At 38.2% G+C, this 22,514-nt stretch carries 18 protein-coding genes; 10 read left to right on the forward strand and 8 right to left on the reverse strand.

Features of this window, described 5'->3' with window-relative positions; genetic code table 11:
• The first annotated feature begins 96 nt into the window (after positions 1-96).
• On the forward strand, positions 97-828 hold the full coding sequence (locus ACM03V_RS29470) for a CHAT domain-containing protein (protein WP_414624363.1): 732 nt from the start codon (positions 97-99) through the stop codon (positions 826-828).
• A 180-nt stretch (positions 829-1,008) separates the two neighbouring features.
• On the opposite strand, the gene ACM03V_RS29475 is transcribed toward ACM03V_RS29470, so the two are convergent.
• Both ACM03V_RS29475 and ACM03V_RS29480 read right to left on the reverse strand, forming a co-directional pair.
• Positions 1,009-2,652: an acetolactate synthase large subunit gene (locus tag ACM03V_RS29475; protein ID WP_414624364.1), complete on the reverse strand. Its 1,644-nt coding sequence runs from the start codon at positions 2,650-2,652 to the stop codon at positions 1,009-1,011.
• A gap of 115 nt (positions 2,653-2,767) precedes the next feature.
• Positions 2,768-4,135, reverse strand: coding sequence for an NAD-dependent succinate-semialdehyde dehydrogenase (locus tag ACM03V_RS29480; RefSeq protein ID WP_414624378.1), 1,368 nt, complete (start codon positions 4,133-4,135; stop codon positions 2,768-2,770).
• Between the two features lie 153 nt (positions 4,136-4,288).
• Between ACM03V_RS29480 and ACM03V_RS29485 the strand changes: the two genes are divergently transcribed.
• The 3 genes from ACM03V_RS29485 (at position 4,289) to ACM03V_RS29495 (ending at position 8,692) form a co-directional block, all read left to right on the forward strand.
• Positions 4,289-4,621: a hypothetical protein gene (locus ACM03V_RS29485; protein WP_414624365.1), complete on the forward strand. Its 333-nt coding sequence runs from the start codon at positions 4,289-4,291 to the stop codon at positions 4,619-4,621.
• Between the two features lie 222 nt (positions 4,622-4,843).
• The gene (locus ACM03V_RS29490) at positions 4,844-7,465 is read left to right on the forward strand and encodes a CHAT domain-containing protein (protein ID WP_414624366.1); all 2,622 of its coding nucleotides are present in this window, start codon (positions 4,844-4,846) and stop codon (positions 7,463-7,465) included.
• 12 nt (positions 7,466-7,477) lie between these two features.
• Complete coding sequence (locus tag ACM03V_RS29495; protein WP_414624379.1) at positions 7,478-8,692, forward strand: tetratricopeptide repeat protein; 1,215 nt, start codon at positions 7,478-7,480, stop codon at positions 8,690-8,692.
• A gap of 49 nt (positions 8,693-8,741) precedes the next feature.
• On the opposite strand, the gene ACM03V_RS29500 is transcribed toward ACM03V_RS29495, so the two are convergent.
• The 4 genes from ACM03V_RS29500 to ACM03V_RS29515 all read right to left on the reverse strand — a co-directional run bounded on the left by ACM03V_RS29500 (position 8,742) and on the right by ACM03V_RS29515 (position 12,504).
• Entirely contained in the window at positions 8,742-8,921 is a 180-nt protein-coding gene (locus ACM03V_RS29500; protein WP_414624367.1) for a type II toxin-antitoxin system HicB family antitoxin, read from the reverse strand.
• Between the two features lie 42 nt (positions 8,922-8,963).
• Complete coding sequence (locus ACM03V_RS29505; protein WP_414624368.1) at positions 8,964-9,365, reverse strand: type II toxin-antitoxin system PemK/MazF family toxin; 402 nt, start codon at positions 9,363-9,365, stop codon at positions 8,964-8,966.
• Positions 9,350-9,628 carry a hypothetical protein gene (locus ACM03V_RS29510; RefSeq protein ID WP_414624369.1) on the reverse strand — a complete coding sequence of 93 codons (279 nt, stop codon included), beginning with the start codon at positions 9,626-9,628 and terminating at the stop codon, positions 9,350-9,352. The genes ACM03V_RS29505 and ACM03V_RS29510 overlap by 16 nt, the downstream gene beginning before the upstream one ends.
• Positions 9,629-10,890: 1,262 nt before the next feature.
• Positions 10,891-12,504: an adenylate/guanylate cyclase domain-containing protein gene (locus tag ACM03V_RS29515; RefSeq protein ID WP_414624370.1), complete on the reverse strand. Its 1,614-nt coding sequence runs from the start codon at positions 12,502-12,504 to the stop codon at positions 10,891-10,893.
• A 352-nt stretch (positions 12,505-12,856) separates the two neighbouring features.
• Here ACM03V_RS29515 and ACM03V_RS29520 point away from each other — a divergent pair, with 352 nt between their 5' ends.
• Both ACM03V_RS29520 and ACM03V_RS29525 read left to right on the forward strand, forming a co-directional pair.
• Positions 12,857-14,065 (forward strand): RNA-guided endonuclease InsQ/TnpB family protein, encoded by a 1,209-nt coding sequence (locus ACM03V_RS29520; RefSeq protein ID WP_414624371.1) that lies wholly within the window; start codon positions 12,857-12,859, stop codon positions 14,063-14,065.
• A gap of 276 nt (positions 14,066-14,341) precedes the next feature.
• The gene (locus ACM03V_RS29525) at positions 14,342-15,865 is read left to right on the forward strand and encodes a VanZ family protein (RefSeq protein WP_414624380.1); all 1,524 of its coding nucleotides are present in this window, start codon (positions 14,342-14,344) and stop codon (positions 15,863-15,865) included.
• A 158-nt stretch (positions 15,866-16,023) separates the two neighbouring features.
• On the opposite strand, the gene ylqF is transcribed toward ACM03V_RS29525, so the two are convergent.
• Both ylqF and ACM03V_RS29535 read right to left on the reverse strand, forming a co-directional pair.
• Positions 16,024-16,914 carry a ribosome biogenesis GTPase YlqF gene (gene ylqF, locus ACM03V_RS29530; RefSeq protein WP_414624372.1) on the reverse strand — a complete coding sequence of 297 codons (891 nt, stop codon included), beginning with the start codon at positions 16,912-16,914 and terminating at the stop codon, positions 16,024-16,026.
• 140 nt (positions 16,915-17,054) lie between these two features.
• Complete coding sequence (locus ACM03V_RS29535; protein ID WP_414624373.1) at positions 17,055-17,435, reverse strand: VOC family protein; 381 nt, start codon at positions 17,433-17,435, stop codon at positions 17,055-17,057.
• 411 nt (positions 17,436-17,846) lie between these two features.
• Between ACM03V_RS29535 and ACM03V_RS29540 the strand changes: the two genes are divergently transcribed.
• The 4 genes from ACM03V_RS29540 (at position 17,847) to ACM03V_RS29555 (ending at position 22,384) form a co-directional block, all read left to right on the forward strand.
• Positions 17,847-19,133 (forward strand): AAA-like domain-containing protein, encoded by a 1,287-nt coding sequence (locus tag ACM03V_RS29540; protein WP_414624374.1) that lies wholly within the window; start codon positions 17,847-17,849, stop codon positions 19,131-19,133.
• 87 nt (positions 19,134-19,220) lie between these two features.
• Positions 19,221-20,303 (forward strand): class I fructose-bisphosphate aldolase, encoded by a 1,083-nt coding sequence (locus ACM03V_RS29545; RefSeq protein ID WP_414624375.1) that lies wholly within the window; start codon positions 19,221-19,223, stop codon positions 20,301-20,303.
• 221 nt (positions 20,304-20,524) lie between these two features.
• Positions 20,525-21,319, forward strand: coding sequence for a class I SAM-dependent methyltransferase (locus ACM03V_RS29550; RefSeq protein WP_414624376.1), 795 nt, complete (start codon positions 20,525-20,527; stop codon positions 21,317-21,319).
• Positions 21,320-21,412: 93 nt separating this feature from the next.
• Entirely contained in the window at positions 21,413-22,384 is a 972-nt protein-coding gene (locus ACM03V_RS29555) for an MBL fold metallo-hydrolase (RefSeq protein WP_414624377.1), read from the forward strand.
• Positions 22,385-22,514 lie beyond the last annotated feature (130 nt).

Raw genomic sequence — 22,514 nt, forward strand, 5'->3', positions numbered from 1 at the left:
TAAAACTTGTATGAACGAAGCACGCGGAAATTCTATCAAAGTCAACAGCCTAGCTGCACACCCTACATTATAAATACAAATTAAGAGAACAAAATCATGTCAGAATCAAAATACAATTTAAGCAATGCAAAATTTGGTGGTGGATTTGCGGAAGGAACCCAAATCGGTGGTACTTTGAATGATTATTCTACAAATAATATCACTGACAAAAATTCAGAAAATCCAGAAACTAATACTGCTGATATCAAAACAATTTTAGTATTAGCTGCTAATCCCAAAACGACTTCACGTTTACGATTAGATGAAGAAGTACGAGAAATTGATGCTGGTTTGCAAAGAGCAAGAAAGCGGGAAGCTTTTGATTTACAATTTGATTTACAAGTACGTTGGGCTGTGCGAGTTCGAGATGTTTCCCAAGCTTTATTAGATTTTAAACCGCAAATCGTGCATTTTTGCGGACATGGTGGTGATGATGGTTTAGCTCTCGAAGATGAAACTGGGAGAGTACAGTATGTTTCCACAGCAGCATTAGCGGAATTATTCGAGTTGTTTAGCCCAAAAAATAATCAAAATCAAAAAAATATAGAATGCGTGATTCTAAATGCTTGTTATTCCGAAGCGCAAGCAACGGCAATTTCACAATATATTCCCTACGTAATCGGGATGAATAAAGCCATCGGAGATAAAGCCGCCATTGAATTTGTAGTGGGTTTTTACAGTGCTTTAGTTGCTGGTGAGTCAATTGATTTTGCTTACAAACTCGGATGTAACGCGATCGCAATGGCTGGAATTCCGGAAAATTTAACTCCCATACTCAAGGTGAAATGAAAGGATTAGTAGCAAAATTAGATTCAGATAATGTTTGGGAGACGTAGCAGTGCTACGTCTCTACATTGTTAGCAGTCAAATATAGCGCTTTTCCGTTGAGTAAAAAATTAGTCCTCACCCCGCCTGCGGCAGCAGTATCCTTACTAAGGAGAGGGCAAAGGGGTGAGGTTCAGTCTGTGTCTACACCGCACAATTTAATTCCCCAGCTTTTTTAGTAAACCGCATATTTTCGCGATAATCTACACGACAATCAATTACGGCAGGAACATCTTGGGCTAAAGCTTCCTTGAGCATGGGTACTAAATCGGTAGCAGCTTCAACTCGATAACCTTTTAATCCCATGCTTTCGGCGAATTTAACAAAGTCGGGATTACCAAATTTGATAAAAGATGCTTTACCTTCACCAAATTGATTTTCCTGTTTCCACTCAATTAAACCATAGCCACCGTCGTTGAAAATCAACGTTACAAATGGCGTACCCACTCGCAATGCTGTTTCTAATTCCTGACAGTTCATCATAAAGCCACCATCGCCGCTGACAGCAACAACTTTACGGTTGGGATGAACTAATTTCGCGGCTAAAGCACCGGGAATTGCAATTCCCATCGCTGCAAAACCATTGGAAATAATACAGGTATTTGGACTATGACAATGATAATGACGGGCAATCCACATTTTATGTGCGCCGACATCAGATATTACAATATCATCAGGCCCCATCACCTGGCGTAAGTCGTAAATTACCTTTTGCGGTTTCATGGGAAATGCGTCGTCTTTCGCGTGGTGTTCGTAATCCACACGAATACTTTCCCTTAGTTTAATTGCATAGGGTGGCTCTTTATCATGTCTATTTGCTACCTTCAAAATCTCATTTAGAGAATCGGAGATATCACCAACAACTTCCACTTCCGGAATATAGCTACTATCTATTTCTGCTAACTTTGTAGCAATATGAATAATCGGAATTTCCCCATCGGGATTCCACTTTTTAGGCGAAAATTCAATTAAATCGTAGCCAATTGCAATTACTAAGTCAGTATTATCAAAACCACAAATACTAAAATCTCGTTGCTGCAATCCTACAGTCCATAAAGCTAAAGGATGAGTATAAGGAATAATCCCTTTACCCATAAAAGTATTCGCAACCGGAATATTTAAGTCGGTAGCAAATTGTGTTACCGCATCGCTAGCTTTTGCACGAATTGCTCCATTACCAACTAAAATTATCGGATTTTTAGCTTGAGAAATTGCCGCAGCAGCAGCCCTTGTAGTTGCAAAAGAAGCATAGCTTTTTTCTACATTATCTTTACGCAAAGGCTTACCTTCTACAGGCATTGCGGCGATGTTTTCGGGTAAGTCAATATGTACCGCACCTGGTTTTTCTCTTTGCGCTCGTTTAAAAGCTTTGCGGACAATTTCTGGCGTAATACTCGGACGAACAATTTGCTTGTTCCACTTAGTTACAGGAGCAAACATTGCTACCAAATCTAAATATTGATGGGATTCAATATGCATTCTATCGGTTCCCACCTGTCCGGTAATCGCGACCAACGGCGCACCGTCAAGGTTGGCATCTGCAACCCCAGTCATCAAATTAGTCGCACCGGGACCAAGTGTAGAAAGACACACCCCAGCTTTCCCCGTCAAACGTCCGTAGACATCCGCCATAAAAGCCGCACCTTGTTCGTGACGGGTAGTAATAAATTTAATTGGAGATTTTTTCAAAGCCTCCAAAACGTGTAAATTCTCTTCACCGGGGAGTCCAAATACATATTCCACCCCTTCATTTTCCAAGCACTTGACTAGTAATTCTGCTGTATCCATTATGATTCCCCAAGTTTTAATAAGAGTTAGGAGTTAGGAGTTAGGAATTAGGAGTTGGGAATTAGTGTTTTTTTACAACCAACAACTAACAACTAACAACTAATAACTAACAAAATCATTTCACCCACACAGTTTTAACATTGACAAACTCATGTATGCCTTGAATGCTTAATTCTCTTCCATAACCCGAAAGCTTGGTTCCACCGAAGGGCATTCTGGGATCGGATTTGACTAAACTGTTGATAAATACAGCCCCCGCCTCGATTTCGGAGATTAAACGCTGTTGTTCTGCGGTGTCTGTTGTCCAAGCACTCGCACCCAAACCGAAGGGTGTATTATTGGCAATTGTTATGGCTTCATCAATATCTTTAACCCGAAATAACATCGCTACAGGGCCAAAAAATTCTTCTTTAGCCGTGGCAGAATCGGGAGAAATATCGCTAAGAATTGTTGGTGGATAATAGTTTCCCTTCATATTTAATAAAGGCTTGCCTCCCATCAATACTTTTGCACCGTTATTGATAGATTTTTGCACTTGTTCATCTAATTCTTTAAGAATATCGGCAGTAGCTAGGGGACCTATATTAGTATCTTCCTGCATTGGGTCGCCGATTTTCAAGGCTTGAAATTTTTCTAACAGTAATTTTTCAAATTCGTCTGCAATATCTTCAGCTACAATAAACCGTTTCGCTGCGATACAAGATTGCCCGTTGTTCAACATTCGTGCTGTAGTTCCCGTGACAGCCGCCACTTCTATGTCAGCACTTGCTAAGACGATAAACGGATCGCTTCCTCCCAATTCCAAAACCGTTTTTTTGAGATGCTTGCCAGCAATAGCAGCTAAAGATGCTCCCGCTCCTTCGCTTCCCGTTAAAGTGGCAGCTTTAACTCGTTCGTCGGCAACTATATTTGCTACCTTGTCCGAACCTATTAATAAACTTTGAAAAACACCTTGGGGAAAACCCGCTCTTTGAATAATATTTTCAATAGCTAAAGCACACTGAGGCACATTAGAAGCGTGTTTGAGCAAACCAACATTACCAGCCATCAGCGTCGGAGCAACAAAGCGAAACACCTGCCAAAACGGAAAATTCCACGGCATCACCGCTAGAATCACCCCTAAAGGTTGGTATTTAACAAAACTTTTATTAGCATCGGTTTCCACGTAAACATCAGCAAGAAATTCGGCAGCCTTATCCGCATAATAACGACATACCGAAGCGCATTTTTCAACTTCAGCAACAGCGCTTTTATAAGGCTTACCCATTTCCAAAGTCATTATCTTGGCAAAATCCGCCTTATCTTGCTCCAAAATATCGGCAGCTTTGAGCATCCACTCAGCACGTTGCTCAAAACTCGTCTTGCGGTAATCCCCGAAAGCTTCATGCGCCGTGGATATAGCATTCTTCACATCCGCATCACTCAAAGACTCAAAAGACTTGAGAGTTTCCCCAGTCGCAGGATTTATCGTGGCGATCGCCATTTTTTCCCCTCCCGAATAAATAGTGTGAGGTAACTTTACAGTCTTACACAAAATTTTCCAAAGCTACCACCACTTTTGGGAAGAGATGGGGAATGGGGAGATGGGGTGTAGAATTTTAATTGATAACTGTTCACTGTTAACTGGTAACTGATAATGGCAGATATTCAAGTAGCGATTGAGGGTGAAGATTCGGTTGCAGCTACGGAGGCACTTTTATCAATTTCCGGAATCTCTGGAAGCTATACTATACCCGAAGATACTGAAAGAGAAGGAATAGCAATAAGCGCTGCAACCATTGCCACGATAGTTGGAATTGTGGGGGGAACAATGGCAATAGCAGAACAAATTCGTAAGTGGTATCTCGAATATAAGCAGCACAAGTCTGGTAAAAAAATCGCCAAGGTGTTGATTGTGGGGAAGAATGGCGAAAGGTTACTTTTAGAAGGTGCTACAGCCGAACAAATTCAGCGGATTTTGAGCAGTTGATTTTATTTGCAACAAACTTTATAAAATAACGAAAACCTAACCCCCCTACCCCCCTTCCCTACGAGGGAATGGGGATAATAAGCCTCTCTCCTTACAGGAGAGAGGTTTGGAGAGAGGTCTTTTTTTTCGGGAGATGTCTAACAACTAACAATATCAAAAACTTCCGGAATCATACTTATTACCATTGGGGATAATATTTAACATTCCCATTTTCCCGGATTTATGCAAATCCTTCATTTCAACCTCAAATTTATTCAGGATAATTACGTAGAGCTACGTTACTTTGAAGACAATAAAAACAAGTATCAAAGCCGTTCGCTTCCTTTAACAGAAATTGCCGATTTAATTCAACTGGCGGAACAAGATTACTATGTACCTTTACCGGAAGACTACGTAAAAACGGGAACCAAGCTATTTAATTGGTTGGATGGAGACAGGTTTTTTCAACAATTACTGGATAAGCAGCGAGGAAAAGGGGTTGTTTTAGCTCTCAGCACGTCGGGAAATATCGCGCACCTACCTTGGGAATTATTACACAACGGTAAATGCTTCCTGGTAGAAACAAAGCCGGGGATAATTCCGGTGCGGTGGGTGTTATCGGATACTACACAAAAAATATCAATTAAGCCAGAGCCAGAAAATCGAGCGTTGCAAATGTTGTTTATGGCTGCTTCCCCTTTGAATGTGAAACCCGTGCTGGATTTTGAGAAGGAAGAAGCCAGCATATTAACAGCTACAGCGCGACAACCTTTGACGCTAACAGTAGAAGAAAGCGGTTGTTTGGAAGAGTTGGGATATTTAGTAGAAGATTATGGTAAAGAAGATGATAAACAATATTTTGATGTTTTACATTTAACTGGTCATGCGACAATAAAGGATGGAATACCAGCTTTTATTACAGAATCTCCCACGGGTGAAGCTATAGAATCAACCGCTGATGATATCGCTACAGAATTACAGTTTCAGTTACCCAAATTAATTTTCCTTTCTGGTTGTCGTACTGCACAAGCTGGTAATAGTGGTGCGGTGCCTTCAATGGCGGAATCTTTGCTGAATGCTGGTGCTACTTCGGTTTTGGGTTGGGGACAAAAGGTTTTAGATACCGATGCAACTGCGGCTGCTGCGGCTTTATATCAAGCGTTGTCGGCAGGAAAGCTGTTAACTGAAGCTTTGGTTTTGACTTATCAAGCTTTAATTAAGAATAAAGCGCGAGACTGGCATTTATTACGGTTGTATGTAGGGGATACTTTACCGGGGAATTTGGTGACATCTTTACGCACTAGGGGAAGGAAACCAGCACCACCTCGTTCGTTTAATGCCGAATTTTTAGATCCTGCGGGTAAGGTGAAAGTACCAACTAGAGAAAGTTTTGTTGGTAGAAGACGACAGTTACAAAGTTGTTTGAGAAGTTTAATTAATCCCTCTTCTGAAGAAATTGGGGTGTTAATTCATGGAATGGGAGGATTGGGTAAAAGTAGTTTAGCTGCGAGATTATGTGACAGGTTAACTAATTTTCAGCGCGTTGTTTGGGTAGGAGGAATTGACGAAGCAAGTTTAGTAAATCGGTTGACGGAGAAGTTAGATAATCAAGAATTGCGGGAAACGCTGCAAAATCCAGATGAAGAATTAAAATTTCGGTTGAAAAAAGTATTTGGTTGGCTACAAGAAACCGGGGATAATCCTTTTTTGCTAATTTTAGACGACTTTGAAGCCAACTTAGAACCCCGCAACGACAGTTATATATTGCAACCGGAAGCAGCAAAGGTATTATCAGCTTTAGTTTGGGCGATTCGTGACATTTACGCATCTGACAGAATTATAATTACCTGTCGCTATGACTTTGAATCAACTTATTTACAGCAATTCTACAAACAACCCTTAGAAGGAATGCATGGTGCAGACTTGCGAAAAAAGCTGAATCGTCTCGCTGCTTTTGAGGCTCAATCCCAGGTAGACGAGACATTGCGAGCAAAAGCGCAACTGTTAGCAGATGGTAATCCCCGGTTGTTGGAATGGTTGGATAAATTATTGCAATCCAATCGCGATTTACCCACAGATAACGTAACTACAGTCATTGCGACGCAAGGAAGCAATCCCAAACACCCAACTTCTCACGAGTACATGAGTGTTACTAACGTTGATATTGCGGCAATTTTGGATAAATTAGAAATTGATTCAGGAGAATTGCGGGAACAGGTTTTAGCAGAAGAATTGTTGCAGCAGATGGATAATACGATGCGGGAAATCCTGCAACTTGGTTTAGTGTTTGAGTTACCCGTACCTAGGGAAGCATTAGCAGCAGTTTGTGAAAGTATTGTTGATTTGGGTAACTATATAGATAAAGCTGTAGCGTTGGGATTGTTGGAAGTTAGCCCGGATGAATCGTTAAGAGTGCCGAGGATTTTACCTTTGAAATTGTCGGGTGATATGGATTTGTGTAAGAAGGCTTCGCAGGTTTTATATCGGTTGTGGTGGGAAGAGGCAGATAAAGCAGAATTACTTTGGTTCGGGAATATTCCACATTTAATCAACTATCCTTTCTCTTGGATGAAAATAACAGAAACTACAAGGGAAGAACGAATGTTAGAAATTTCTCGGTTAGCGTTACAAGGAAAAGAAAAAAGAATTTTAGTAAATATAGGATCGTTTATAGCAAGGAGATGGAATTACAATAACAGATGGCAAGAAGCAGCTAATATTTGCCAAGAAATTTTAAAACTAGTAGAAGATTATCGCATTTTTCATAACCTATCTATTTCTCAAGGACATCTTGGTAATATTGATAAAGCCTTAGTAAACTGTCACAAAGCCTTAGAATTATGTTCATTAGAACATGAAGGATAAAAAGCTTCAATAATTCATAATTTGGCAACCATTGAAACTCTAAGGGGTAATTTTGATGAAGCGATAAGTCTTCATGAAAAATCGTTGAAATTAAAACAAAGTATAGGCGATGTTGGAGAAATAGCTAGAACATTCAGTGAATTAGCAAGAATAAAAGCTGAACAAGGAGAATTTGAAGAAGCGCTCAAGCTCTATAAATATTCTCTTTCACTTAAAAATCCCATTGTTGCTCCTAAGTTTAAAGCGTTGGTCTTTAATAATATGGCAAATATATATACTGAACAAAGGAAATTTGACGAAGCGCTTGCTCTTTATGAGCAATCTTTTAAAATCTGTGAAAGACTTGAAAATATTGAATTAAAAGCAGCCGTTTTACACGGAATTGGTCGTGTATATGATGCTCAGGATAGATTTGACGAAGCAATTAATATTCTGCATAAATCTCTAGAACTCAAAAAATCTATAGGGGATATTAAAGGAGAAGCAGCAACTTTATCAACATTAGGGCAACTGTTAGCAGAAGAAAAAGAAGATTTTAGAACAGGTTTAGCATATTTAGAAGAATCGCTAAATATTTACAAAAAACTTCAATCCTCATCTGTAGAGGAGATCGAGAGGATTATTCTTATTGTACAACAGCAACAAGCAATTACGTTGCATAATACAGCAGTTTCTAAAGTTCAAGAGGGATGTTTTGATGAAGCGATCATACTTTATAAGCAATCTCTTGTAATTACAGAAAAGACAGGTGATGTCTTAGATAAAGCGAAAACTTTAGGAATGTTAGGTCAGTTATTAGCCGATGTCAAAGGCGAATTTGATACAGGGCTGGATTACTTGCAACAGAGCTTAGAAATATTACAACCTCTTCAGAGTACTGACGTTAAAACAATTAAAACAGTTATCTTTAAATTACAAAAAAAGCAGGCAATAACTTTATATAATGAAGCAATAGCAGAAGTTCAGCAAAAACGCTTCAAAAAAGCTTTTACTCTTTTTCAGCAATCTCTGGAAATTACTGAACGCATTGATGATATAAAAGGAAAAGCAATGATTTTTGTATGGTTGGGGAAAATTATAGCTGATGAAAAGCAAGATTATACAATCGCACTCGACTATTTACAAAAGTCTTTGGAGATATTACAGCGTATAAAGTCACCGGATGCTCAAACTGTCAGGGAAATGATTGATAAAATTAGGTCTGCGCAACGTAACTCAGAAAGTTAGGAATTGGGTATTGATAATTATAAGTTAGCGTGTTGGGTTGCGCTGTCGCTTAACCCAACCTACGAAGATGCTTTTTTTCAACATATAAATAACCTTTAATCGCATCTTTAATATTTTCCACCGCTTCATCCAGCGATTTACCTTGACTTACGCAACCAGGAAGCTCGGGTACTTCAGCAACGTATCCTTGATATTCAGAATCGAATATAAAAATTACTTGAAATTTCACTATCAATCAACCTTAATAAAAAAGAAATATTTTCATAAATTACTATTTTGGTTTTTTGCCTCTTTCCAAAGCTTTTGACTCAGGAGGTGGAGGTTCGGGTGGCTTTTGAAGTATTTTAATTATTACCGTAGTAACTTCGTTTATTTTATCGTCCTTCAATTTTCCTATATATCGAATTATCTTACTTTTGGCGACTGTTGCAATAATATTAGGACGAATATAACAAGGACTTAAATTTAATTTACCAGTGATAAAATCTTTATCTTCCAACTTAATTTCATCATCTCTGCCAGGTTTGCTGGTAATAGGGCAAATTATTATATCATTACTATCGGATTGTGCGATTATTAAAGCAGGTCTTCTCTTTGTAGTAGATGCATCTGAGAATGGAAAAGGAACTGAGATAACATCACCTTTAGTAAAATGATCTACAGTTCTTTCCACGCTTCATCTTCCTCTGGTGTTAACCAAATTTTGCTCAATGATGATTCGCTTAATTCGATAAAATCTTCTACTACCGTTTGAGTATCATCTGTATCGTTATGCAAACTATGGATTTTCTCAACTGATAATCCAGTTAGTTTTGCTACTAAAGTTAAATCGATTCCTTCATGTAACATATTTACTGCAACTTGGATTAATCCTTGCTGTAAACCTTGTTCCCATGCTTCACGTAAAGTGTTAGCTTTAATTGCTCCTTCGTACATAATTTTTAATTGTTTAGGTTACGCTGTTGCTCGATCCAACCTACTATAGGAATCCTTTTTGATTTTTGATTCAATATTCTGCGGAGTAATCCTATATTACATAAATATAGCAATTTAAACGTTAAAGGTAATGAAGACTTCTTGCACCATTGGCAACAACCGCTTGCGATCAATTCTTGGGCTGCATAAACCTTCGTCTGATAAATCTGACTGAGCAGGCTTTTGAGGTGATTATAGTGCGTTTAAACGTAATTTGTATATGAGCCTTGGAATTCCCAACCGAGGCGGGAATTCGGACTTAATCAACTTGTGCAACAATCTCCAGAAGCACAACAGCTATATCAACAGCTTGAGTCAATTCAAAGATTTTTCCAATACTTCCATCTATAAAACCCATACGGGCAGGTTTTATAGATGGAAGCGAGCTTTTTAAGTATTAACCACTAAAAACTATGCAGGGGATGGGCATCCTAGCCCGTCTGAATTTTCTTAAAAAATAGTACGGCAAAGCTAATTCAGCGTGCTAAAAACTGAACGGCAATCATCGTTACAAAGAATAGCGAAAATAAGTACATTAAACTATCTGTATTTAAAAGCATGGTATCTGTTCCCTAAAAACTATTATCTGTAGACTAAGTATAATCACATATTTGTTCCCAGACAAAATATAAGTATAATCACTAGTCCTAATCATTCTAAAAATATCAATAAGTTTTCTAAATAACATTTTTGTCAATATACCTAAGTGTATAAATAATTTACTGTAGCTTTTAGATTTTATCGCTCTATCCAAGAACCCCACGCAGCAAGCTTTTAACCGCTTAGTGCGCTTTATAACTTCAGAAGTAAAATATGCGGAGCTATACTTATTAACATTTAGGGTAATATTTGTCATCCCTAGTTATTCGGATTTATGGTAATCTTTAATTTCTATCTAAAGTTAAATCAGAATCAGAATAATTACGTAGAATTACGTTACTTTGAGCTTATTGAAAATGATCCAAGATTTTACTTTACTCGAATTTACGTCACAGTAACGAAAAAACTAGTACTCTTCCACATTCAGATCCCCCCAACCCCCCGATGCGTTGGGGGGCTATAAATAAATGAAACCCACGCAGGTGGGTTTTGCTTGTGTAGGCGCGGTTTCCAACCGCCAGCTACTTATAAAACCTCAATATTCGCGAAACAATCTTAACTCCTGCGATTGCTTCCTCGTACCTCGTCGCAATGACAATGCCCAATTACCAATTACCCATTACCTAATACCTTTTCCGATTGTGATAAACACTAACCAACCGCTCAATACCTTTAAACCGATATTTCCCCATCAATTCAAATCTGCGGGGTTTGGAAAGCATTTTATAAGTTTCTTCACTAACTACGCATTCCCCAGGATGACAAACCCCTTCCATGCGTGCTGCTAAATTAATTGTTGCTCCTAAAGCTGTATATTCTACCCTTTGGGAACTGCCTACATCTCCTACCACTGCTTTACCACTATTGATAGCAATTCTCAATTCTAAGGGTTCTTGCCAAAACTGGTTGTAATTCAAGTTTTCCAAACGCGCTAACATCCTCATGGCGGCTGCTACAGCCCTATCTGCATGATCTGGTTGCGGTTCGGGTGCGCCAAAAAATGCCATGATGCAATCGCCGATATATTTATCCAAAGTACCCCCACAGCCGAATACTTCCTGTAACATTTCTTCAAATAATTTGTTGAGTAACTCCGCAATTTCCGTAGGAGTAAATCGTTCGGACATTGCTGTAAATCCAACTACATCGGCGAATAAAATGCTAATTTCGCTTTCTTTTGGCGGTAATCTTCCGTCGGGTAAGGTTCCTAATGCTATCAACTGCTGTACAACTGCTGGTGAGTGATAGCGTTCCAATCTTTGTCGAATTATCTCTTCACTTTTCAGCTTTTCTATTAGTAACCAACGTTGAACGCTCGAAGAAACAAGGTTTCCTAAAGTCGAAAAAAAACTCAAATCTTCCGAACCTTCTTTTACCCAATGATAAGAAGAAAAACTTGCATCGGCATAAAGCACTCCGACAACTTTGTTTTCATCCCATAAAGGTACTGCCATAGCGCTACGAATTCCTTTGAGAAAAACGCTATGCTCTTCTTCAAATCGTTCGTCTTGATGGGTATCGGCTGATTGAATTGCAACTTTTTCTTCAAATACTTGCTGACATATGCTTTGAGAGATCCAGCTATCATCAGCCATTAACTGTTCTTTATTATTAACATTTCGACTTGCAGCATTTACTAATACTAAATTGCCGCAATTTTGAACATCAATTAACAGCCCCAAACGGTCAATACTATTAAGATAACGAAAGACAACCTGCTGTACTTGCGAGAAAATTTCTTCAATAGAAGTAGCCCCCGAAAGATTTTTAGCTATATCTACCAAATCTTTGAGACGGGCGATCGTTCTATCTTTGCTGCTGATATTACCATCTTTACTATCAGCATCTATCCACTCCTCTTGTAATTGTTCAACATTACGAAGTATAGTTCTGCCTTCAGAAAAACCTGTATACTTAGGCGCAATTGGTTGAGGAGGAAGACTCAAAAGCACTATCAGAGAAATATCTCCTACCCAAATTACATCCCCATGAGAAATGACAGTAGGCTTAGTTACGGGTTGTTCGTTTAATATTGTGCCGTTTTTGCTACCCAAATCTTCAACCATCCACAAACCATTTTTCCCTTTAGTAAAACGCGCATGACTGCGAGAAACACCTCCAAAAGGTAAACTTAGGTTACATTCTGGCAACCTACCAATGATATAAATATCTTGATCCACCGTCACCGTTTTTTGGGTATTTCCCCTTTGGAGACGTAGTTTCAACTCGTCAGTCATGGCTGTGCTTGATTGTAATCCTCGAAGCAAGGGGGTAAACGGATGCAGAAAACTCTGCCACCGTCAAGCGTTCAAAAATAAAGTTTTAGTGTATTAGAGTTAGTAAAACTAATACATTCCATTTATGACACTGCAAACGGCACTCCGACAACTATAACTCTTGTCAATTTAATTTTAGATTTTAGATTTTAACAACGGATGCTTTTGTTTTAGATTTCGGAAATTACCCATCAAGCGATCGCACTACCCTTTTACCGAAAATAATGGGTAAGACAGCCTCCCACTTTTAGGGGGACTTTTATTAATTATATATTCATGGTACAGTCGTTTATGTCAAACACATCGACGTAAGATGATAGTATTTGAGGCAAAACTAAAGGGAGAGGACGAGCAGTACCGAAAGCTTGATGAAGCTATTCGTACTGCTCGTTTTGTTCGTAATAGCTGCTTGCGGTACTGGATGGACAACGTGGGTGTTGGTCGATACGACCTAAGTAAGTTTTGCGCTGTACTTGCTGCTAATACTGAGTTTCCTTGGGTCACTAAGCTTAACTCAATGGCTCGACAAGCCAGTGCAGAAAGAGCGTGGTCTGCAATTGCCCGGTTCTTTGATAACTGCAAGAAAAAAAAGTCAGGTAAAAAAGGTTTTCCAAGGTTTAAGAAAGAACAAACACACGGTTCCGTTGAATACAAAACTAGTGGATGGAAGCTTTCTGATGACCGCAAAAGCATAACTTTCCTCGATGGTTTTGAAGCTGGAAAATTTAAGCTTTGGGGAACTCGTGACTTGCACTTTTATCAACTTAAGCAGTTTAAAAGAGTGCGAGTTGTGCGTCGTGCCGATGGCTATTATGCACAGTTTTGTATTGATCACGAGCGGATAGAAAGACGAGAGCCAACGGGTAAAACTATTGGTATTGATGTTGGTTTAAATCACTTTTATACGGATAGCAATGGGAAGACAGTAGCTAATCCGCTTACTCTCCGTAAGAGCGAAAAGTCTTTGAAACGACTTCAGCGTCGATTGTCTAAAACCAAAAAAAGCTCTAGGAATAGAATCAAGTCTAGAAATAAACTTGCTCGTAAACACCTCAAAGTAAGTCGTCAGCGTAAAGATTTTGCTGTTAAAACGGCAAGATGCGTAGTGAAGTCTAACGACCTCGTGGCGTATGAAGATTTGCAGGTGCGTAATATGGTTAAAAACCATCGTTTAGCTAAGTCAATCAGCGATGCGTCTTGGTCGCTGTTCCGGCAATGGGTTGAGTACTTTGGTAAGGTTTTTGGTGTGGTAACTGTTGCGGTTCCGCCACACTACACTTCACAAAATTGTTCTAGTTGTGGTGAAGTTGTCAAAAAGACTCTTAGCACCAGGACTCACATTTGCCCTAAATGTGGGCACACTCAAGACCGGGATTGGAATGCAGCGCGGAATATATTAGAAAAAGGTTTGAGTACGGCGGGTCACGTCGGAACTAACGCCTCTGGAGACATCGACCTCTGCTTGGGTGAGGAAACTCCTCCAAGTAAGTCGAGTCGCGGAAAGAGGAAACCCAAGAAGTAATTCTTGGAATCCCCGCTCGTTTACGTCGGGGAGAATGTCAAGAGACAGGTGTTAAGCATCTGGTGCCTGCTTCTTTATGCCTTTTATATAAGTTATATAGTGATTACCTATTTTTATTCATTAGAAGACTTTATCAATTCTTTACATAGATAGAGTTATATCTGTCATATGTGAAGAAGCAATACAATAGAAAACGTTAGAATCGGATTTAATGATTTGCGATGGTTTAACTACCGAGAATAAATTCATGATCTAATAGTTACAGCAGTATTTTTTATTCCTTATAACTTATTTATGAAACAGCATTATAATTCACAAACAGATCGTTCTAATCAACTGAGTAATTCGGTTTTTTTATTTTTAGTTATTTTCAGTATATTAGCAGTAGTAGTCGCAACACTTTATCCTTTTAACTTTTCATTACCAGACAATATTTCCAAGCGAGAATTAGTTAATAGTTTTGACAACAACAGCTTTTTTAACGACCAAGTAAACAATGTTATACTCTTTTTACCTTTAGGGTTTGGTTTAACGGGTTTATTACAAACAAAAAAAGCAAAGTTAATTTGGCAAATTGTAGCAGTAATTTTAGCGAGCGCTGCCTTATCATCAAGCGTTGAATTGCTGCAAATTCTGGTACCTTCAAGAACACCAACACCCGCCGATATTTTTAATAATAGCTTTGGCGGCTTTCTAGGACTAATTTGCTTTTATATCTGGAATTCTCAAAGCTTTAAAGCGATATTACAGCGTATAGAAGATAGTAAAGCCAGTAACTCAATAAATAAGATTACCTTATTTTTTACTGGTTATATAATTCTGACATTTTTGCTGACTATTCCCTGGCAAGCTACAACTAATTTAAGCGGTTGGAATCCTAGTTTCCCGTTAATAATTGGTAATGAAAGAACTGCCGATCGAGGTTGGGAAGGTAACATCTCCGAGTTGAATATTACCAATCAAGCTTTTACTCAAAACCAAGTAAAACAAGTATTTTCTTCAAATAATAATTTTCCAATCCAGGCAGATTCTCTAATTGCTTCCTATGATTTTACAGGACAAGCACCATATAAAGATAAAACGGGAAAACAACCGGATTTCTTATGGAATGGGGAATCAACAACTCAAAATGAAAATCAAAATCAAGTCTTTATAAGTCCAAATCGCTGGCTACAAACAGCAACACCCGTCAAATCATTAAGCGAGAGTATAAGTAAAACCTCAGAATTTACGATTAGCACTACCCTTACTACAACTAATACAGAACAAAACGGCCCCGCGCGAATTATTTCGCTTTCTAACGATTCTTTTCGTCGTAATTTCACCTTGGGACAACAAGGAAGCGATTTAGTATTTCGAGTCAGAACTCCCCTTACCGGAGCAAATGCTTCTGATGTAAAACTAGAAGTGCCATTAGTATTTAAAGATGCAAAACCGCATCAAATAGTTATTACCTATTCTAAATCCTCGCTAATCATTTATGTAGACAACATTGCCAATATCCACACCTTAAACTTACTTGACTTAATACCCAAAGAAAAAAGATTTTTCTATTACGGACTAACATTTATTCCGCTAGGACTTTGTTTAGCTTTGCTAACAACATTAGCAAGAAGAAAAATCAAGTTTTACCGTGTGATGCTACCCGCAGGAATCATATTACCTTCCTTGATATTAGAAGGAATTTTGGTACAAGAAAGCGGTAAAAGCATCAATCCAAAAAACCTATTTCTGGGAATATTATTTACAGCCGGTACAATGTTGATATTAAAAGCAAGAACGGGAAACAGTGAGAAGTGAGCAGTAGACATCTCCGGAAAACATTATATAGTTTTAAATTTACACTTTGACCTAACCCCCTTGCCCCCTTCCCTGCTAGGGAAGGGGGTAAATTAAGCCTCTCTCCTAGTAGGAGAGAGGTTTGGAGAGAGGTCTTTTTCATTTCCGGAGATGTCTAGTTAACTGCTAACTGATTCCGGTACTTCCAAAGGAAATTGCCCTAAAAGTCCTTTACGATAATCGGTGACAATAGTTCTGGCACTACGCTCTACATCACCTTGATATTTGTGTTCGGCTAAAGCGTACAAGTATTCTTCTCCGGTGTATGGTGTAGATTCAAGTTTGTAACGAGATAAAAAAGGATTTTCTGGTAATACTTTCGGAGCAGTTTCCTGTATTTCTCCAACTATATCTACGAATGCTGCTGCTACTTTTTGATTGTCGTAAGATGCTTCTCCAATATCGTCGCAAATTGCTAATTTTAAAGCTGCTTCTTGATTATCTAATCTAAGAGGAATGATACCGGGAGCATCTAATAATTCTAATTCTTTGGAAATTCTCACCCACCTCAAAGCACGAGTTACACCAGGGCGAGCCGCGCTTTGTACCACACGTTTTCCCAATAAACGATTTATCAAAGCTGATTTACCTACATTCGGAAAACCAATTACCACAGCACGTATGGGGCGAGGTAACATTCCCCGCTCTTTACGCCGTTGATTAACTGCACTTCCGGCAGATTGTGCGGCTTTGGCAACTCCATTTACCCCTTTTCCTTGTTTGGCATCAGTAAAAATCGGAACTTCGTTATTAGCTCTAAAATAATCCGTCCATAATTCCCTTGTTTCGGATGAAATCATATCTAAGCGATTGATTACCAACAATCTTGCTTTATCTCCAATCCATTCCGACACTTGCGGATGATGAGTTGATAGCGGTATTCGAGCATCTCTTACTTCTAAAACAACATCAACTAATTTTAGCTGTTTTTTTAATTGTCTTTCAGCTTTGGCTATATGGCCGGGATACCATTGAATTATGTTTAATTTATAGTTTTGAGTAATGGGCATAATAATAAGGAGTAGGGAGTAGGAATGAAATTTAAGTATATAGCTTTATAATTCGTAATTAGCTGCACTGTTGAAAAAACGAGTTTCTGGTTTACCCTTGCGTAGGTAGCCGTTGCTCATTGTAGAAATTAATTTGACCTTTAATCTTTTGCATACGCCTGATGCAAAATAATTCGATTGCCATCAATGTCATAAGCATAAACCTCTCTACCGTGGGAAGCGCGAGTAATTTCGCCAAAAGGAGGATGACCTAATGTTTCAAGATGATACATCACACGTTCTAAATCTTTCACTTCTAAACATAAGCTAACGCTACTTCTAAAAGAATCATTAAATTCAGGAACATGAGTTTCTTTTGGTTTAAAAATGGCTAGTTTTAAACCTGAAAGCTGAAATTCTGCATAGCTATTAGGAATATGATTGTTAGGGTTTTGACTGAGAAATTGAATGTAAAAATCAACTAATTCTTCTAAGTTATGAGTAGCAATAGTTACAAATGCTTCAGTATATTGAAAAGACATATTAATCTACGGGGCAAAGGTGAAGGTGAAGGTTAAAGGTGAGTATATTTTAAGTAATTATGTTTTCATTCTTTTTAATGCTAAATATATCGCGGAAATACTCATTAATTTTACAATACAGCTTCAAGCGTGCATTCCAAAAATAGACTGATTATTTCTTAATAAAATTAAATTATCTAAATATAGATTTACGGCTTGATCGTTATCGATTATAAATAAAAAGCCTTTGTATGTAAGAACCCAAATCAGCTAAACTTGATATCTTGATTTTTTTTACTTTTTAAGTTTTCCGCTGGATTAAACTCAGAATAAGATAAGTATTTTTTATAACAATCTAAATAGATAGCAATTTTGTTGTTAATATTTGACAATTTTAAAGGTTATAAATAGATAATTATACCCTGTAAAAACATGACTTTTATAAGTAATGCTAATGATTCAAAAATAATCAATTATCAATATCAAGTTGGCGGTAGTTTAGAAAATGATGCTGCTTGTTATGTTGTGCGTCAAGCTGATAAGGAACTTTATCAAGCTTTAAAAGCCGGAGAGTTTTGCTATGTATTTAACTCTCGACAAATGGGTAAATCATCAATGATGGTACGCATCAGCCATATATTAAAAGAAGAAGGATATCAATGTACTACAGTTGATATGAGTTGCGTTGGTAGCGAGCAGGTAACTCATGCTCAATGGTACAAAGGAGTTGTTGCTGAATTATGGCGAGGATTTCGTTTATTTGGCAAGTTTAACTTAAAATCTTGGTGGCGGGAAGAAGAGGATATTTCTGTACTTCAGCGTTTAAGTCATTTTATTGAGGATGTACTTTTAGTACAGTTTCCAGAAGATAAAATAATTATATTTATTGATGAAATTGATAGTATTCTTAGTTTAGATTTTCCTGTAGATGATTTATTTGCTTTAATTCGCTTTTGCTACAACCAAAGAACGTTAAATCCAGAATATCATCGATTAACTTTTGCAATTTTTGGAGTAGCCACACCCAGCAATTTAATAGCTGATAAAAATCGTACTCCATTTAATTTTGGTAAACCGATAAATATAAGGGAATTTACTTTAGATAGAGCGCAACCTTTAGTAAAAGGTTTAGAAGGTAAAGTCAGCAATCCTCAAGCAGTTTTGCAAGAAATATTAGCTTGGACTAACGGACAGCCATTTTTAACTCAGAAGCTTTGTAAAATGCTGACAAGTGGCGAATGGGTAATAGCAGAATCAGAAAAGGAAGCTGCAATTGAAATTGATAAATTAGTTAAAACGCAAGTTATTCAAAACTGGGAATCGCAAGACGAACCCGAACATTTGAAAACTATCAGAGATAGAATTATTCAGCAACAGAAAGCCGGAAGATTGCTCGGTATATATCAGCAGGTTTTACAAGGTATAGAACTAGAAGTAGATATTAGTAAAGAACAAACGGAATTATTTTTATCTGGTTTAGTTATTAAAGAAAACAATTTACTTCAGATCAAAAATCGTATTTATGCAGAAGTATTTGATTTTAATTGGGTAGCAGACAAATTAAGTCAATTACGTCCTTATTCTCAAAGAATAAATGCTTGGATAGCTTCAAACAGTGAACAGTTATCAGTTACCAGTTACCAGTTACCTATTCAAATTGTCCCCCCCCATCCCCCCCATCTCCCCCTCCCCTGTTCCCTATTCCCCATTTCCTTTTAACAAAATAGTTTTTGTCAAACTTTCGGTATATGCTCATTTTAGCTAGCATAGCTACCATCAAAGACGGAAGCCAATTAGGACAATATCATGACTAGCATCTCCTCTGTACCCGATTTTATCGAATCTTTGCTAGGTAACGAAGCTAAAGACTTGCTTACCCACAAAGCAAAAGTCTCTCAAAATATGCTTCATTTACCCGGAAGCGATTTTATTGATAGAGTTTGGATTAATAGCGATCGCAATCCCCAAGTGTTGCGTAGTTTGCAAGCGCTGTATTCTACCGGAAGACTTGCCAATACTGGTTATCTCTCGATTTTACCTGTAGATCAAGGTATCGAACATTCAGCGGGTGCTTCTTTTGCTCCAAACCCAATGTATTTCGACCCCGAAAATATTGTTAAATTGGCAATAGAAGGTGGCTGTAATGCGGTTGCTTCAACTTTGGGAGTATTGGGAATCGTTTCCCGTAAATATGCCCATAAAATTCCTTTCATCGTGAAAATTAATCACAACGAATTGCTCAACGTTCCCAACGGCTACGACCAAATTATGTTCGGTGATGTAGAACAAGCTTGGAATTTAGGTGCTACTGCTGTGGGTGCCACAATTTACTTCGGTTCGGAAAATTCCACCCGACAAATCCAGGAAGTTAGCAAAGCCTTCAAACGCGCTCACGAGTTGGGAATGGCTACTATATTGTGGTGCTATTTGCGTAACAGTGCTTTCAAGCAGGATAAAGATTATCATCTCTCAGCCGATTTATCATCTCAAGCCAATCATTTAGGCGTGACAATCGAAGCCGATATTATCAAGCAGAAAATGCCTGAAAATAATAACGGATACGGCGCAGTTGCCAAGGCGATCGGTACAAGTTACGGAAAGACCCACGAAAAAGTTTATACCGAATTAACCACAGACCACCCCATCGATTTAACCCGCTATCAAGTATTAAATTGCTACTGCGGACGCGCTGGTTTAATTAACTCCGGTGGTGCAGCCGGTGAAAACGACTTTGCATCAGCAGTACGTACCGCAATTATCAATAAGCGTGCTGGAGGTACCGGGTTAATTTCCGGACGTAAAGCATTCCAGCGTCCTTTTGAAGATGGTGTTAAATTATTCCACATGATTCAGGATATTTACTTATCTGATGCTGTGACGATCGCTTAGGTAATTGGTAATGGGTAATTGGTAGCTTGTAGGTTGGGCTCGCGGTTCACTTTCAAGATATAGTTTTAAGTGAATAATTTATATGTGAACCGTAACCCAACATTCTTCTTATCAATATTTATCCATAATCATATATGTTGGGTTATGACAATGCAGGGAATAAAGATTCTAGTTACAAGTAAAATTTGTTCAAGCTGTCTAACCCAACCTACTAACTTAGAATGAAAATTACTAAAAATATCTATAACGGCGATTGTTATTACGGTTTAGTTGTCGAAACTTACAATAAATTTCATCCTCAAGGAAATATAAATGACGCTGCTTTTTATAAGTTATTAATAGATGAAGTTGCTGGTGCGGTTTTAGAAATAATGTGTGGCTCTGGTAGAGTTTTAATTCCTTTGTTGCGTCAAAATATCGATATTGATGGACTTGATTGTTCAAATGAGATGCTCGCAAGTTGTCGCGAACAAGCTTTAGCAGAAGGTTTAAGTTGCAATCTCTACGAGCAATATGCTCATGAAATGGAATTACCTCGTAAATATAAAACTATTATTTTTTCCTATTCATCTTTTGCTTTAATTATAGATAGGAATCAAGCTTTTGAAACCCTACGTAAAATTTATAATCATTTAGAAGATGGCGGACAGTTGATATTAGATATGGCTATTGCGTGGTTAGTCACTGAAAAAAAAGACGATGGAATCTGGAAGTTGAGCCGTAAGGGTATGTTATCAGATAATCGCTTTGTTCATATAAGTCGAGTTGCAGAATACAACCGTTTAGAACAATTGGAATATTCACAAATAAAATATGAAGTTTATCAAGATGGTAAATTAATTGATACTTTACTTGATGAAATCCAGTGCCGTTACTACGGTAAATATGAACTGCAATTGTTGCTTGAAAAAGCGGGTTTTTGTGGAGTTCGGACTTATGGAGATTTTCAAGATAAAGAAGCGGATAATGGTAATGAAATTGTTACGTTTAGATGTTTTAAAAAAACAAATACTTAATCTAAAGTTCAATTATTCAATCTTTAGACGGTTTTATTCAGAGAATTCACCGATTTATGATGAAACTTGATTAAGAAAAGTCAAGAATTGAACGTGAAAAAATACTTTTTTGGAACGATCGCACTAATTGCAGCCCAAATAATTGCTAACCCCGCTCAAGCAGCGGAAGTAAAGGTTACACCTGTAGGCAGTCACGAGGGCGAATTTTGTGCTTTTGATCGCGCTTTAATATTTGAAGATCCGAATGGAACACGTTTGGTTTACGATGCAGGAAGAACCGTTGCAGGTGGAGAAGACAGACGACTTGGCAAGATTGATGCAGTATTAATCAGTCACGTGCATGGAGATCATTTGGGCGATCGCCATATATCTTCAGTCAATGCAGGTGAATGTGGCAAGCCGTCGGTAGAAGTTAGCGCAACCCCCGTGTCTAACAGCGTTAATATAGCCGTGGCGAAGAAAGCTAAAATCGTTGTCGGCAGCGAGATGAGCAGTTTTTTGGCGAACAAGGTAGAAGCTAATGGTGGCGATCGCAATTCAGTGCAGCTTGTCCGTTTCGGTGCTTCCGTTGATGTCGGCGGTGTTAAAATTACTACCATACCTGCGGTTCACTCGAATGGATTGAGTGGTGATTTTATCCCAGGTGAATTAGGAGAAAACTTAAAAGCTGCTGGCTTGACTGCTTATGTTGGGCCGCCGACAGGTTATGTACTTAAATTTACTAATGGTTTAGTAGTTTATTTATCGGGAGATACTGGCGTTACCGCAGAACAAAAAACCGTAGTGCGGAACCAGTATGGTGCCCAATTAGTAGTAATTAATATCGGAGATACCTACACAACCGGGCCGCAAGAAGCAGCTTATGTAGTCAATAAATTGATTAAACCCAAATCGGTGATAGCCTCACACGCTAACGAAGCAGCAACGCGATCGGGAAAGGTGATTCCTAATACTAAGACTGACAAATTTATTCAAGCAACCAAGGTACCCGTATACGTTCCTTTAAGTGGAAAAACAATGCAGTTTAACGGAGCCGGAAAATGCGTTGTTGGCTGTCAAAATTAGTAAAATTTGTAGCTTGTAGGTTGGGTTAGATTCACTTTCAATATATAGTTTTGAGCGAATAATTGATATTTGAAACGTAACCCAACATTCTTCTTATCGTTCTAACTCACCGGGGAATGCAATTAAGATG

It is taken from the genome of Calothrix sp. CCY 0018, assembly GCF_963920925.1.
Lineage (GTDB): Bacteria > Cyanobacteriota > Cyanobacteriia > Cyanobacteriales > Nostocaceae > Rivularia.

Excerpts from the sequence above, each read along its gene's own strand:
- ACM03V_RS29470 (WP_414624363.1), top strand. The coding sequence starts at position 97 with ATGTCAGAATCAAAATACAATTTAAGCAATGCAAAATTTGGTGGTGGA.
- ACM03V_RS29475 (WP_414624364.1), bottom strand. The coding sequence starts at position 2,652 with ATGGATACAGCAGAATTACTAGTCAAGTGCTTGGAAAATGAAGGGGTG.
- ACM03V_RS29480 (WP_414624378.1), bottom strand. The coding sequence starts at position 4,135 with ATGGCGATCGCCACGATAAATCCTGCGACTGGGGAAACTCTCAAGTCT.
- ACM03V_RS29485 (WP_414624365.1), top strand. The coding sequence starts at position 4,289 with ATGGCAGATATTCAAGTAGCGATTGAGGGTGAAGATTCGGTTGCAGCT.
- ACM03V_RS29490 (WP_414624366.1), top strand. The coding sequence starts at position 4,844 with ATGCAAATCCTTCATTTCAACCTCAAATTTATTCAGGATAATTACGTA.
- ACM03V_RS29510 (WP_414624369.1), bottom strand. The coding sequence starts at position 9,628 with ATGTACGAAGGAGCAATTAAAGCTAACACTTTACGTGAAGCATGGGAA.
- ACM03V_RS29515 (WP_414624370.1), bottom strand. The coding sequence starts at position 12,504 with ATGACTGACGAGTTGAAACTACGTCTCCAAAGGGGAAATACCCAAAAA.
- ACM03V_RS29520 (WP_414624371.1), top strand. The coding sequence starts at position 12,857 with ATGATAGTATTTGAGGCAAAACTAAAGGGAGAGGACGAGCAGTACCGA.
- ylqF (WP_414624372.1), bottom strand. The coding sequence starts at position 16,914 with ATGCCCATTACTCAAAACTATAAATTAAACATAATTCAATGGTATCCC.
- ACM03V_RS29535 (WP_414624373.1), bottom strand. The coding sequence starts at position 17,435 with ATGTCTTTTCAATATACTGAAGCATTTGTAACTATTGCTACTCATAAC.
- ACM03V_RS29540 (WP_414624374.1), top strand. The coding sequence starts at position 17,847 with ATGACTTTTATAAGTAATGCTAATGATTCAAAAATAATCAATTATCAA.
- ACM03V_RS29545 (WP_414624375.1), top strand. The coding sequence starts at position 19,221 with ATGACTAGCATCTCCTCTGTACCCGATTTTATCGAATCTTTGCTAGGT.
- ACM03V_RS29550 (WP_414624376.1), top strand. The coding sequence starts at position 20,525 with ATGAAAATTACTAAAAATATCTATAACGGCGATTGTTATTACGGTTTA.